Genomic DNA, 13297 nt, shown 5'->3' with positions numbered 1-13297 from the left:
TTTGGAGAAGACGATGCACATGTTGACGCGCGGCGCGGCCGCCATCCTGAGCACCCTGGCGATCATGGCTGCCGCGCACGCGGCCCAGGTCAGCGTGCACGACCCCGTGATGGCCAAGGAAGGCGACACGTATTATCTGTACAGCACGGGTCCCGGCATCACCTTTTACAGCTCGACAAACATGGTCGACTGGCAACCGGAAGGGCGCGTCTTCGCGGGCCAGCCGACCTGGGCCAGGACGGCCGCGCCATCGTTTGACGACCATATCTGGGCGCCCGACGTGCAATTTCATGATGGAAAATATTACCTGTACTACTCGGTGTCCGGCTTTGGCAAGAATACGTCGGGCATCGGCGTGACCGTCAATACCACCTTGAATCCCCGTTCGCCCGATTACCGCTGGGTGGACCAGGGCATGCTGCTGCAATCCGTGCCCGAGCGCGACGAGTGGAACGCCATCGATTCGAACATCATCACGGACAAGCACGGCACGCCGTGGATGTCGTTCGGTTCATTCTGGAACGGCATCAAGCTGGTGAAATTGACGCCCGACTGGACCCGTATTGCGGAACCGCAAGAGTGGCACTCCCTGGCGCGCCGCGCACCGCTGCCGCCACGGGCCGGCGAATTCAAGCCTGCACCGGAAGAGATCGAAGCGCCGTTCATCTTCCAGCGCGGCAATGAGTATTTCCTGTTTGTTTCCTGGGGCTTGTGCTGCCAGAAGGAAAAAAGCACGTATCACCTGGCCGTGGGCCGCTCGACCAGCGTGACGGGCCCCTACTTGGACAGGGATGGCCGCGACATGGCGCAGGGCGGCGGCACGGTGCTGCTGAAAGGCGACAAGGACTGGCAGGGCCTGGGCCACAACAGCGCCTACACGTTTGACGGCAAGGATTACCTGGTGCTGCACGCGTATGAAACGGCGGACAATTACTTGCAGAAGCTCAAGATCCTGCCCATGACGTGGGACAAGGACGGCTGGCCGCAAGTCGATCCCCGCGACTTGAACCGCTACCAGAGCCGTCAGTTGTCCGCCGCTACCGCCAAACCGTAAGGACGCATCGTGAAAAGAACCGTGTTGACGCTGGCGCTGGCCGCCGGCGGCCTGGCCACGCCTGTCCTGCAGGCAGCGGAGCTGTTTCCCCTCTCGTCCGTGCGCCTGGGGACGGGACCGTTCCTCGATGCGCAGACGACGGACTTGCACTACCTGCTGGCCTTCGAGCCGGATAAATTGCTGGCGCCGTTCCGCCGCGAGGCGGGCTTGCCGCAGGTGCAGCCCAGCTATGGCAACTGGGAATCGACGGGCCTCGATGGCCACCTGGGCGGGCATTATCTGTCCGCGCTGGCGCTGATGGTGGCGTCCACGGGCGATGCGCAGGCGCGCGAACGCCTCGATTACGTGCTGGCGGAGCTGAAGAAATGCCAGGATGCCAACGGCAACGGCTACCTGGGCGGGATTCCCGATGGCAGCGCCGCCTGGCAAGCCATCGCCAAGGGAGACATGCAGGCCGACACCTTTTCCGTCAATGGTCGCTGGGTGCCGTGGTACAACCTGCACAAGGTGTTCGCCGGCTTGCGCGACGCGTATCAGCAGGCGGGCAGCGAGCAAGCAAAAACCATGCTGATCGCCTTGTCGGACTGGGCCGTGAAACTGTCGGCCTCGCTTACGGATGCACAGATGCAATCGATGCTGCGCGCCGAGCACGGCGGCATGAATGAAGTGCTGGCCGACGTCTACGCCATGACGGGCGAGCAGCGCTACCTGGACCTGGCCGTGCGCTTTTCGCACCAGGCCATATTGCAACCGTTGGTGGCGCAACAGGACAAATTGACGGGCTTGCATGCGAATACGCAAATCCCGAAGGTGATCGGCTTCGAGCGCATCGGCGCGCTGACGGGCCGGCGCGACTGGCAGCAGGCGGCGCAATTCTTTTGGCAAACCGTGCACGACAAGCGCACGGTGGCCATCGGCGGCAACAGCGTCAAGGAACATTTCCACGACGAGCACGACTTTTCCTCGATGGTGGAAGAGGTCGAAGGGCCGGAAACGTGCAATACCTACAATATGCTCAAGCTCACCGAGCACTTGTTCCAGCGCGACGAGCAGGTGCGCTACGCGGATTACTACGAGCGCGCCCTGTACAACCACATCTTGTCATCGCAGCGCCCCGGCACGGGCGGCTTTGTCTACTTTACGCCTATGCGGCCGAACCACTACCGCGTGTATTCGCAAGTGGACAAGGGCATGTGGTGCTGCGTGGGTTCCGGCATCGAAAGCCAGGCCAAGTATGGCGAGTTCATCTACGCCCATGAGGGCGACGCGCTGTACGTAAACCTGTTCATGGCGTCCACCCTCGACTGGAAACAGCAGGGCGTCAGGATCGTCCAATCGACCCAGTTCCCCGACCGTGACACGACGCGCATCACGGTGCATGGAAGTAAAACGTTCAGCCTGAAGATCCGCTACCCGCAGTGGGTAGCCAAGGGCAAGCTGCGCGTCAAACTCAACGGCAAGGCGCTGCGCGTGAACGGCGTGCCGGGCGAGTACGTGACGATCACGCGCGCGTGGAAAACCGGCGACAGCGTCGATGTCGTGCTGCCGATGACGACGCGCCTGGAACAGATGCCGGACCAGTCGAATTACTATGCCGTGCTGCATGGTCCCATCGTGCTGGCCGCCAAGACGCAGCCGTTCGCCCATGAACAACTGAACTATTTTGCCGACGATACGCGCATGGGGCATATCGCCCAAGGGCAAGTGTGTCCGCTGGAATCATCACCGCTGTTCGTCAGCGACGAGCAGGATTTCATGCGCAAGATCAAACCCGTGAAGGGCCAGCCGCTGACGTTTACAGCGCCCGGCTTGATCCAGGGCAAGGATGCGGCCACCTTGCGGCTGATTCCCTTCTTCCGCCTGCATGACTCTCGCTACATGCTGTACTGGCCCGTATCCACGCCGGCCAGGCTGGCGCAGCTGCAGGAAAGCACGCGCCAGGCGGAATCCGAGCGCCTGGCGCTCGACGCGCTCACCATCGACCAGGTGGCGCCGGGACAACAGCAGCCGGAATCCGACCATTTCTTCCAAGCGGAAGGGGGAGAAAACGGCGTCAACAAGGGCCGGCACTGGCGCCATGCGACCGGCTGGTTCAGCTATGTACTGAGTGACCCGCAAGCCGAAGCGAAAACCCTGCGCCTGACCCTGTCGACCCTCGATGCGGGCCGCGTCTTTGACGTCTTGCTCAACGGTACGAAACTGCAAACGGTCGCCGTGGCGGCCGATGCGCCGCAAGAGCTGCACACGCTCGATATCGCCATTCCCCAGGCCCTGGCGGCGGCTGGCAACGGCAAACTCAGCGTGAAATTTGTCGCCGGCAAGGATTCCGTGGCGGGCGGCCTGTACGGGCTGCGCCTGTTGCGCTGAGGGAAGAAGGACCCGGCTCGTTCTACCGATACGCAAATCGGTATCGCAAGCGAAAAAGAATTGATTGGATGGCTATGTTGCTTTCTCCTACCATGGGTTCATAAAAAACCGCCCATCCGGCATCCGGCTGTGATGGTATTCCAAAAAAAACTGGAGACAAGAATGACATTGACACGCCGCACACTCCTCGCCAGCGCCATGCTGCTGGCCGCTTCTGCCACCACCTTGGCTACTTCTTCCGCCTTCGCCGCCAAGCCCCTCGTCATGGGCTTTTCGCAGGTAGGCGCCGAAAGCGAATGGCGCACCGCCAATACCGTCTCCATCAAGGATGCCGCCAAGAAAGATGGCGTCACCCTGAAATTTGCCGATGCGCAGCAAAAGCAGGAAAACCAGGTCAAGGCCCTGCGTTCGTTCATCGCGCAAAAAGTCGACGTGATCGCCTTTTCGCCCGTCGTCGAATCGGGCTGGGATACCGTCTTGCGCGAAGCCAAGGCCGCCAAGATCCCCGTCATCTTGACGGACCGCGCCGTCAACGTGGCCGACAAATCGCTGTACGTCACCTTCATCGGTTCCGACTTCGTGGAAGAGGGCCGCCGCGCGGGGCAATGGCTGCTCGAGCACGCCAAGAAAACGCCGGATGCGACGCTGAACATCGTCGAACTGCAGGGCACGGTCGGTTCCGCGCCGGCCATCGACCGCAAGGCGGGTTTCCTGGAAGTGGTGGGCAAGAATCCGAAGATGAAGATCATCCGTTCGCAAACGGGCGACTTTACGCGCGCCAAGGGCAAGGAAGTGATGGAAGCGTTCCTCAAGGCCGAAGGCAAGAAGATCAACGTGCTGTATGCGCACAATGACGACATGGCCATCGGCGCCATCCAGGCCATCGAAGAAGCGGGCATGAAACCGGGCAAGGACATCATCATCATCTCCATCGATGGCGTCAAAGGCGCGTTCGAGGCCATGATCGCCGGCAAGCTGAACGTGACCGTCGAGTGCAGCCCGCTGCTGGGCCCGCAATTGATGTCCATCGCCCGCGACGTGGTGGCCGGTAAACCCGTGCCAGCGCGCATCACGACGGTGGAAGGCGTGTTCCCTGCCGAGGTGGCCGCCAAGGAATTCCCGAACCGTAAGTACTAAGCTTGCCGCATGATGAAGACGCAAGTGAAACACAATGCCGCGCCAGCTCCCTTGCTGGAGTTGCGCGGCATCAGCAAGTCCTTTCCCGGCGTCAAAGCCCTCAGCGACGTAGCCCTGCGCCTGTATCCGGGTGAAGTGCACACCTTGATGGGACAGAACGGCGCCGGGAAATCGACCCTGATCAAGGTGCTGACGGGCGTCTACACGCCCGACAGCGGCCAGATTTTGCTCGATGGCAAGCCCATTGCCCCCGCCTCCACCTCGGATGCCCAGGGACTGGGCATCAGCACCGTGTACCAGGAAGTCAATCTGTGCCCGAACCTGTCGGTGGCGGAAAACATCTTTATCGGCCGCTATCCGCGCCGCTTCGGCGGCCGCTTTGGCCCCATCGACTGGCGTGGCATGCAGCAACAGGCGCGTGCCTTGCTGCAGCAATTACAGATCGATATCGATGTCACGGCACAACTGTCCAGCTTTCCGCTGGCCATCCAGCAAATGGTGGCCATTTCGCGCGCGTTGAACATTTCGGCCCGCGTGCTGATCCTTGACGAACCCACGTCCAGCCTGGACGAGGCGGAAGTCAATCTGCTGTTTTCCGTGCTGCGCCGCCTGCGCGAGCAGGGCATGGCGATACTTTTCGTCACCCATTTTCTCGACCAGACCTACGCCATTTCCGACCGCATCACCGTCATGCGCAACGGCGAGCGCGAGGGAGAATATGCGTGCAGCGAACTGTCGCGCCTGGCGCTGGTGAACAAGATGATCGGCGTGGCGGCCGACACCGTGGCGCAAGAGCTTGATCTGGCGCAAGACGCGGGCGCCGCCAGTTTCGCTCCTACCGTGCTGGAAGCGACGGGACTGGGCCGCAAGGGCGCCTTGCTGCCCATGGATTTCCACATCCGCCAGGGTGAATTGCTGGGCCTGGCCGGCTTGCTCGGTTCCGGCCGCACGGAACTGGCGCGCCTGCTGTTTGGCGCCGACAAGGCCGATTCCGGCACGATCACCATGCAGGGCCAGCCGCGCCACTTCAGCGTGCCGCGCGATGCGATTGCCCGGGACATCGGCTTTTGCTCGGAAGACCGCAAGCACGAGGGCGCGATTTTGTCGCTGTCCGTGCGCGAAAACATTATCCTGGCCTTGCAGGCCCGCACGGGCTTGCTGCGCGCCATTCCGTTCAAACGCCAGCAGGCGCTGGCCGACGAATATGTGAAAGCGCTGGGCATCAAGACGGCCAGCATCGAGACGCCCATCGGCAGCCTGTCGGGCGGCAATCAACAGAAGGCCTTGCTGGCGCGCTGGCTGGTGACGTCGCCCACCATGCTGATCCTCGATGAACCGACGCGCGGCATCGACGTGCGCGCCAAGCAGGAAATCATGAGCTATGTCAGCAAGCTGTGCCGCAAGGGCATGGCGATCCTGTTCATTTCGTCCGAATTGCCGGAAGTGCTGCGCTGCAGCGACCGCATCGTCGTCATGCGCGACCGCAAGGCCTGCGGCGACTATGCGCGTGGCGAGCTGGACGATAGTTCCGTGCTGCAAGTGATTGCCGGAGACGCCACATGAGTTTATCCACGCCATCGAGCGCGCCGCTGGCGCGTCCGGCTTCCACTACGGGTACGTCCGCCTTGCATACCGTTTTACATCACCCCCTGAGCCGGCCCCTGGCCGCGCTGTGCTTGCTGCTGCTGGTCGATTTCTTTGCCATCCCCGGTTTTTTCCACTTGGAAATCCGCGACGGCCATTTGTACGGCAGCGTGATCGATATCGTCAACCGCGCGGCGCCCCTGATGCTGGCGGCGCTGGGCATGACCCTGGTCATTGCCACGCGCGGCATCGATATTTCCGTGGGCGCTGTCGTGGCCCTGTCCGGCACCGTGGCCGCCATGCTGATCGGCGGCACCATGGTGATGGACAATGGCGTGCCGACCTATGTAAGCAACATTCCCATGGGCTGGGCCCTGGCGGCCGCCCTGGGCGCGGCTTTGCTGTGCGGAGCCTGGAATGGCGTGCTGGTGGCGGGCCTGGGCTTGCAGCCCATCGTCGCCACCCTGATCTTGATGGTGGCGGGGCGTGGCCTGGCGCAATTGTTGACGGATGGACAGATCGTCACCGTCTACTATCAGCCCTTCTTCTTCATCGGCAGCGGCTATCTGTTCGGCTTGCCGTTCTCGCTGTTCCTTGTGGCGTTGGTGTTCCTCATCACGGCCGTGCTGATGCGCAAGACCGCCCTGGGCCTGTTCATCCAGGCCGTCGGCATCAACCCCGTCGCCGCGCGCCTGGCCGGCATCAAGACGGCGACCCTGATCTTCTTCGTGTACGTCTTTTGCGCCGCCTGCGCGGGCTTGTCGGGGCTGATGATCAGCTCGAACATCAAGAGCGCCGACGCGAACAACGCGGGCTTGATGCTGGAACTGGACGCCATCCTGGCCGTGACCCTGGGCGGCACCTCCTTGGCCGGCGGCAAGTTCAGCTTGGTCGGCAGCATGATCGGCGCGCTCATCATCCAGACTTTGACCTACACCATCTATTCGCTGGGCGTGCCGCCGGAAGTGAACATGGTCGTCAAGTCGGTCGTCGTCTTCCTCGTCTGCCTGTCGCAATCGTCGGAATTCAAGCAATTGCTGCATCGGAGAAAAGCATGAAGGGTTTGCTGCACACCCCGTATTTCACCTCGCTCGTCACGGTCTTGCTGCTGGTGGTGATGCTGGGCCTGGGCGGCGCCGCCTATCCGGGCCTGCTGTCGACGCAAGTGATCTTTAACCTGTTGATTGATAACGCCTTTTTGCTGGTGATCGCCGTCGGCATGACCTTCGTCATCGTTTCCGGCGGCATCGATCTGTCCGTCGGTTCCGTGCTGGCCCTGTCGACCATGATCGCCGCCTGGCTGCTCAACGTGGCGCACTGGCCGCCAACTCTGGTGATCGTCACCGTGCTGGCGCTGGGCACGGTATTTGGCGCCAGCATGGGCGCGCTGATCCATTATTTCAAATTGCAGCCGTTCATCGTCACCCTGGCCGGCATGTTTCTGGCGCGGGGACTGTGCTATTTGATCAGCATCAATTCCATCACCATCGATGACCCGCTGTTCGTGGCCATGTCGCAGACCCAGCTGGGATTCCTGGGCGGCTTCGTGTCGCCCGGCGTCGTGATCGCCGTGGCGACTTTGTTGCTGGCCATCTGGCTGGCGCACGCGACGCCATTCGGCCGCGCCGTGTATGCGATCGGCGGCAATGAACAGTCGGCTTTGATGATGGGGCTGCCCGTTGGCCGCACCAAGGTCTTGATCTATGCGTTCAGCGGCTTTTGCGCCTCGCTGGGCGGCGTGCTGTTTTCGTTCTACATGTTGTCCGGCTATGGCTTGCATGCGCAAGGCACGGAGCTGGACGCGATTGCCGCCGTCGTCATCGGAGGCACCCTGCTCAGCGGCGGCTACGGCTACGTGGCGGGCGCGCTGTCGGGCGTGCTGGTGCTGGGCACCATCCAGACCTTGATCGCCTTCGACGGCACGCTCAGCTCGTGGTGGACCAAGATCGTCATCGGCGGCCTGCTGTTCGTCTTTTGCGTCGTGCAAAGACTGATGGCCATGGGCCAGAAAAATACCAACGGGAGTTAATACCATGTTTTACAAGAGCAAACTTGCCGCAGCCATCGGCTTGGCGGCGGCGCTCGCCTGCGCCCCATTCGGCGCGCAGGCGGCCAACCCCATCGTCAAGGATATTTATACGGGCGATCCGGCCGCGCTGGTCGACAATGGCAGGGTGTACCTGTACGTCGGCCACGATGAAGCGAGCGCCACGGACACGGATTACCGGATGCACGAGTGGCGCGTGTATTCCTCGTGCGACATGGCCAACTGGACGGATCACGGCTCGCCCGTGCGCTTTTCCACTTTTGCCTGGGCCGGCAAGGATGCGTGGGCGGGCGACATCGTCAAGCGCGACGGCAAGTACTATTTTTACTCCACCGTCGACCACAAGACCGTCCCAGGCAAGGCCATCGGCGTGGCCGTGTCCGACAGCCCCACGGGGCCGTTCGTCGACGCGCGCGGCAGCGCCCTGATCACGAACGACATGACAAAGCAGACGGCGATCCCGTGGGACGACATCGATCCGGCCGTCTTCATCGACACGGATGGCCAAGCCTACATTTACTGGGGCAACACGGTCTTGAAGTACGCCAAGCTGAAAGCGAATATGACGGAGCTGGACGGCCCGATATTGACCTTCGGCATGGATGCGTTCACGGAAGCGGCGTATATGCACAAGCATGCGGGCACGTATTACCTGTCGTACTCGCGCAACTTCCCCGAGGAAACGGCGTATTCGACGGGCCCCACGCCGACAGGTCCCTGGCATTTCCGCGGCACCATCATGGACAAGAATGCCATCGTAAAAACCATTCACCAGGCCATCATCGAATTCAACGGCAAGTCGTATATCTTCTATCACAACGATAAATTGCCCGGCGGCGGAGAATACCGGCGTTCCGTGGCCGTGGAAGAGCTGAAATACAAGCCGGACGGCACCATCGACTTCATCCCGCAAACGGCCGGCCCGGCGGCCAACCCCAGCGCCGCCTGCAAGGCATCCTGAACGCTGCTTGACGAAACACAAAAAGGAGACAAACCGATATCTATAACATCGATATTGAGTTAGAAGCGATATCGATCATGATATGATTTATTCATGGATACCCTCAACCCCAACTGGTTCTTGCGAGCCCGCCTGAAGACGCGGCAATTGCTGCTGTTGATCGCCCTTGACGAGCAGCGCAACATCCACCGCGCGGCGGAAGAATTGCACATGACGCAGCCGGCCGCGTCCAAGCAAATCAAGGACCTGGAAGAGATGCTGGACGTGCGCCTGTTCGACAGGTTGCCGCGCGGCATGGAGCCGACCATCTACGGCGAAACGATGATACGCCACGCGCGCATGGCCTTGACGAGCCTGTCGCTGGCGCATGACGACATCGTCGCCCTGAAGTCGGGCTTGACGGGCCAGGTGGAAGTGGGCGTCATCATGACGCCGGCCATGGCCTTGCTGCCGCGGGCGATTGCCCGCATCAAGCAGCAGGCGCCCTTGATGCGCATCGGCGTGCACCTGGAGCACAGCAATACCCTGATGGACATGCTGCAGCACGGCACCCTGGATTTCATGATCGGGCGCATCCTGGAAAAGGAAAGCAGCGCCGGCCTGATCTACGAGGAATTGACGGAAGAGCCGGCGAGCGCCGTGGCGCGCAATGGCCATCCGCTGCTGTCGCGCAAGAATCTGCAATTGAAGGACTTGGCGGGCCAGCCGTGGATCTTGCCGCCGCAAGGCAGCATCCTGCGCCACCGCTTCGACATGATGTTCCGCCGCGCGGGCCAGGAACCGCCCGTGGACGTGGTCGATACGACGGCCTTGCTGTTGATCACGTCTCTGTTGCAGCAAACGGATTCGCTGCACGTGATGCCGACGGAAGTGGCGCACTACTACGAATCGTTGAACGTGCTGAGCATTTTGCCCATTGAACTGCCGTGCAAGATGGATGCGTTCGGCATCATCCGCCAGCAGGATCATCTGTTGTCGCCGGGCGCGGACATGCTGTTGAAGGCAGTACGCGCCACGGCTGCAGACATGTATTGACGATCACCGAATAAAACGTCCATGGCGTTGTTGCCGTGCCTTGTCGTACATTCGTACTGCCTGCGGCACGGCGCCTAGCCCTGAACATTTTCTTCGGCGCCGTCACCAACTTCGGAAATTTTTTTACCGCCAATTAATCGGGCACTTCAAAAAAGACAGGTAGGTCGGATTAGCCCGCAGGGCGTAATCCGACAATACCCGCGCAGCATGCTTAATCGGGCACTTCAAAGAAAAACAGCTGCACCAGCCGGCCATTCTCCGGCGTATCGCCAAACACATTGCTGATCGAGTGAAAGTAATGGCCCTTGTAGACGATCAGGCGGTTGTGGCGCATGGGTACTTCCAGCAGCGCTTGCCAACTGTCGCGCTGTTCCTGTAAGTCGTTGAATTTCTGTACTTTACTGTTCGGCAGCCAGCGTTTCTGGAAATCCTTGAAGCTGGCGTAGCCGCCCGCCCTGACGTCCGCCTCGGGCAGTCTCCGGTACCAGCCGCTGGGCTGGTGGCGCCAGAAGGTGGTGCCGCCCTGACACTGCTCGGGCGGGTTCAAATACAGCACGCCCGCATAGAAATTGAAATTGTTGCCCGTCTCATTGTCCACGTGGATATCCGTGCGCGCCATGGCGTCCGCATAGCTGAGGCGGTACGAGCCATTGTCGGGCGAAATGAAACGGATGGGGCGGCCCAGCGCCGTGGCGATGCGCTCCATGATGGCTTGACTGGGCTGGCCCGCCGTCTGGCTGCCCGGATAGTTTTGTCCCGCATAGCGCTGCTGCTCGAACGGCAACGCCAGCGCCTGCGCGCGCCAGGCGGCCGGGTCGGGCAGGAAATTGTCGAGGATGTGCAAGTCCGTTTCGCGGATAAAATCGTGCAGGGTGTCCGCGACATTGAGCGGCGTCAATGTTTCTGCCTGTTCCGCTTGTGGGTTGGCAAAGCCGATGCAGCACGTTTGCGCCAGCGCCGGATGCAGCGCCAGGCCTTGCGCGTAGCGGGCCAGCGCCAGTTCCTGCTGTCCCGTGCGGTAATACAGCTCCGCCAGGCCCTGCAAGGTTTGCCAACGCTGTGGACGCAGGGCGTGGGCCCGTTCCAGTTCGGCGATGGTGTCCGCCAGACGCTGTTTTCCCATCAGCAGTTCGGCATGGCTGATGGCGAAATCGTGCTCGTGCGGCGCCAGCCGTGCCGCCGTGGCGTAGCTGGCCAGCGCCGCTTCGCTATCCGTGCCGCGCAGCACGTTGCCCAGGTTGTAGTGGAACAGGGCATTGTCGGGCTGTTGCTTAAGCGACAGTTTCAGCAAGCCCAGGCCGATGGCGCCCTGACCCAGCTCCAGCATGGCCAGGCCCTGGAAATGCTGCGCTTCGGCCAGGGCCGGGTCTTGCTTGTACGCGGCCTGGTAGGCATTGATCGCCTCGATCAGCTTGCCCGCCTGTTGCAGCCGTTGCCCGTTTGCCAGATGTTGTTCCGCCAGTGTCTGTTCGCCCATGTCGCTATCCCGATGCAATGTGGCGAACAGTGTAACCGAGCCCGTTCTACTGCGCCTGGTTGACGGGAATTTCTTCCCCGTTCAGCTTGATCGCCACCTTGACGATCTGCGCCTTGACCTGGTTGCTGGCCATGTCCGCTTCCTGGGCGTAGGCGTACACGACGATGGCGAAGTCCTTGTAGCCGCTGCGCGCCGCCTCGATCTTGCGGGCCGCCTCCTGGTCCACCTTCAGCAGCGAATAGCCATCGCCATTCGTGAACGCCAGCTTGTAGTCGCCATTGTCGTACATGTAGTAATACGTGCCAGCGTCGGCGAACTTGGCCGGGAAGGCGGCCTTGTCCATGGCGTACGGCGACAGCGCGCCCTGGCCATTGATCTGGTAGCGCAGGTAGCGCCGGGTTTTCGCTTCGCTGACCTTGGCGTCGATCTGCGGTTTCAGGGCGTCGAGCACTTCCTGCTTGCGGAAGGCATCGTTGCTGCCCGCATATTCGCGCGAGATGCGCTGCGCCACGGCCGCGTAGTCGGGCGGCACGCCGGACAGGGCGATGTAGCTGTACATCAACTGGTTGCCGCTGGTGATGTCGACATAGCTGGACGTTGGCGTGGCAGCGTCCGCTTGCGGCAGGCTGGCGGCCGCCGCCTTCACTTGCGCCTTGGCGGCCAGGTCCGCGACATTCGCGGCGACGGGGGCAGAAGTGGCTGGTGTGGCGTTATCCGTCTTGCCGCAGGCGGACAGGAGCACGGCGATGGCGAGCAGGGCGGGGAAAGTGCGGTTCATGGTATTTCCTTCAGTATGGGGGTGTAAGAGGTGACTTAGCCGACGGTTTTGCGCTTGTATTCGCCAAGGCCGTACGCGGCCAGGACGATGGAAGACGCCAGCACCAGATAAAAGCCGATGCCGAACGAGAGCCCTTGCCACACCTGGCCCAGCATTTCGCTGGCCATCTGCTCGGCCATGCGGGCCGCGCGGGAGCCCATGATGCCGCCCATGGCGTTGCCCGCGTCGCTGACGGCGCCCTTGATCTTGATGAACAGCAAACTGCTGTGGATGACGATGAACAGCAGCGGTGCACACTTGCCCAGCGCCGCTTTCGGGTGATTGCTGGCCATGGTGGCGCAGCAGGCGGCAATGGCCAGCAGGAAGAAGCATTGCGCCGAAGTAAAACCGCCGCCGCCATCGCGGGCAAAGCTTTCCAGGCTGTCGGCGGACAGGCCCAGCAACTGCCAGTAAGTGCGCGACACGGAGGCGAACAAACGGATGCCGATGGTGTTGAAGACAAAGGCGCCGGCGATCAGCACGCCCAGGCTGGCCAGCACCTTGATGCCCAGGGCCGAGACGGCCTGACCCCACAGCTGCTGGCCCTTGTCGCGCGCCAGTTTCGCCGCGCCGGCCATCTCTTCCTGCGCCAGTTGCTGCGTCGCCACGGCGCTGACCGTGTCGAGGCCGCCTGACTCGTTGAAGCGCACGTCGACGACGGCGTTGATGGCGGGCGCCACGTCGGAGCGCCAGTGGGTGGCGACGTCGAAGGCATGTTGAATGCCGGCCACGCTGACGGAACCTTGTCCGCTGGCTTGGTAGGCGAGGATGCGGCCCCGTTGGCCGGTGGTGATTGCTGCTGGGCTGGATGCTTGCAT

Annotated in this window: 11 protein-coding genes; 8 read left to right on the top strand and 3 right to left on the bottom strand. The window is 61.9% G+C overall.

Annotated elements, in window-relative coordinates:
• The first annotated feature begins 13 nt into the window (after window positions 1-13).
• From CLU94_RS12590 to CLU94_RS12555, 8 genes are all read left to right on the top strand, one after another.
• The gene (locus CLU94_RS12590; RefSeq protein ID WP_180278652.1) at window positions 14-1054 is read left to right on the top strand and encodes an arabinan endo-1,5-alpha-L-arabinosidase; all 1041 of its coding nucleotides are present in this window, start codon (window positions 14-16) and stop codon (window positions 1052-1054) included.
• Between the two features lie 9 nt (window positions 1055-1063).
• Complete coding sequence (locus CLU94_RS12585) at window positions 1064-3421, top strand: glycoside hydrolase family 127 protein (protein ID WP_257218784.1); 2358 nt, start codon at window positions 1064-1066, stop codon at window positions 3419-3421.
• 162 nt (window positions 3422-3583) lie between these two features.
• A complete protein-coding gene (locus CLU94_RS12580) occupies window positions 3584-4558 on the top strand; it encodes an ABC transporter substrate-binding protein (RefSeq protein WP_077398584.1) in 975 nt (324 codons plus the stop codon).
• A 9-nt stretch (window positions 4559-4567) separates the two neighbouring features.
• Entirely contained in the window at window positions 4568-6121 is a 1554-nt protein-coding gene (locus CLU94_RS12575; protein ID WP_257218783.1) for a sugar ABC transporter ATP-binding protein, read from the top strand.
• Entirely contained in the window at window positions 6118-7200 is a 1083-nt protein-coding gene (locus tag CLU94_RS12570) for an ABC transporter permease (protein WP_099665855.1), read from the top strand. The genes CLU94_RS12575 and CLU94_RS12570 overlap by 4 nt, the downstream gene beginning before the upstream one ends.
• Window positions 7197-8171 carry a galactofuranose ABC transporter, permease protein YjfF gene (gene yjfF, locus CLU94_RS12565; RefSeq protein ID WP_099665854.1) on the top strand — a complete coding sequence of 325 codons (975 nt, stop codon included), beginning with the start codon at window positions 7197-7199 and terminating at the stop codon, window positions 8169-8171. The genes CLU94_RS12570 and yjfF overlap by 4 nt, the downstream gene beginning before the upstream one ends.
• 4 nt (window positions 8172-8175) lie before the next feature.
• Window positions 8176-9150 carry a glycoside hydrolase family 43 protein gene (locus CLU94_RS12560; RefSeq protein WP_099665853.1) on the top strand — a complete coding sequence of 325 codons (975 nt, stop codon included), beginning with the start codon at window positions 8176-8178 and terminating at the stop codon, window positions 9148-9150.
• 93 nt (window positions 9151-9243) lie between these two features.
• The gene (locus tag CLU94_RS12555; protein ID WP_034752932.1) at window positions 9244-10185 is read left to right on the top strand and encodes a LysR family transcriptional regulator; all 942 of its coding nucleotides are present in this window, start codon (window positions 9244-9246) and stop codon (window positions 10183-10185) included.
• Window positions 10186-10396: 211 nt separating this feature from the next.
• Here the strand turns inward: CLU94_RS12555 and CLU94_RS12550 are convergent, their stop codons facing one another.
• The 3 genes from CLU94_RS12550 to CLU94_RS12540 are packed head-to-tail and all read right to left on the bottom strand — an operon-like array spanning window position 10397 to window position 13297.
• Window positions 10397-11662: a DUF6445 family protein gene (locus tag CLU94_RS12550; RefSeq protein WP_099665852.1), complete on the bottom strand. Its 1266-nt coding sequence runs from the start codon at window positions 11660-11662 to the stop codon at window positions 10397-10399.
• Window positions 11663-11708: 46 nt separating this feature from the next.
• Complete coding sequence (locus CLU94_RS12545; RefSeq protein ID WP_099665851.1) at window positions 11709-12440, bottom strand: hypothetical protein; 732 nt, start codon at window positions 12438-12440, stop codon at window positions 11709-11711.
• Between the two features lie 35 nt (window positions 12441-12475).
• On the bottom strand, window positions 12476-13297 hold the full coding sequence (locus CLU94_RS12540) for a hypothetical protein (protein ID WP_099665850.1): 822 nt from the start codon (window positions 13295-13297) through the stop codon (window positions 12476-12478).

Source organism: Janthinobacterium sp. 13 (assembly GCF_002749695.1).
Taxonomy (GTDB): Bacteria; Pseudomonadota; Gammaproteobacteria; order Burkholderiales; family Burkholderiaceae_D; genus Janthinobacterium; species Janthinobacterium kumbetense.
The sequence above is the reverse complement of the archived record's forward strand: the minus strand, read 5'-3'. Positions and strand labels throughout refer to the sequence as shown.

What these genes read in the sequence shown, in the direction of transcription:
- CLU94_RS12590 (WP_180278652.1), top strand. Translation starts at nt 14, where the DNA reads ATGCACATGTTGACGCGCGGCGCGGCCGCCATCCTGAGCACCCTGGCG.
- CLU94_RS12580 (WP_077398584.1), top strand. Translation starts at nt 3,584, where the DNA reads ATGACATTGACACGCCGCACACTCCTCGCCAGCGCCATGCTGCTGGCC.
- CLU94_RS12575 (WP_257218783.1), top strand. Translation starts at nt 4,568, where the DNA reads ATGATGAAGACGCAAGTGAAACACAATGCCGCGCCAGCTCCCTTGCTG.
- CLU94_RS12570 (WP_099665855.1), top strand. Translation starts at nt 6,118, where the DNA reads ATGAGTTTATCCACGCCATCGAGCGCGCCGCTGGCGCGTCCGGCTTCC.
- yjfF (WP_099665854.1), top strand. Translation starts at nt 7,197, where the DNA reads ATGAAGGGTTTGCTGCACACCCCGTATTTCACCTCGCTCGTCACGGTC.
- CLU94_RS12560 (WP_099665853.1), top strand. Translation starts at nt 8,176, where the DNA reads ATGTTTTACAAGAGCAAACTTGCCGCAGCCATCGGCTTGGCGGCGGCG.
- CLU94_RS12555 (WP_034752932.1), top strand. Translation starts at nt 9,244, where the DNA reads ATGGATACCCTCAACCCCAACTGGTTCTTGCGAGCCCGCCTGAAGACG.
- CLU94_RS12550 (WP_099665852.1), bottom strand. Translation starts at nt 11,662, where the DNA reads ATGGGCGAACAGACACTGGCGGAACAACATCTGGCAAACGGGCAACGG.
- CLU94_RS12545 (WP_099665851.1), bottom strand. Translation starts at nt 12,440, where the DNA reads ATGAACCGCACTTTCCCCGCCCTGCTCGCCATCGCCGTGCTCCTGTCC.
- CLU94_RS12540 (WP_099665850.1), bottom strand. Translation starts at nt 13,297, where the DNA reads ATGCAAGCATCCAGCCCAGCAGCAATCACCACCGGCCAACGGGGCCGC.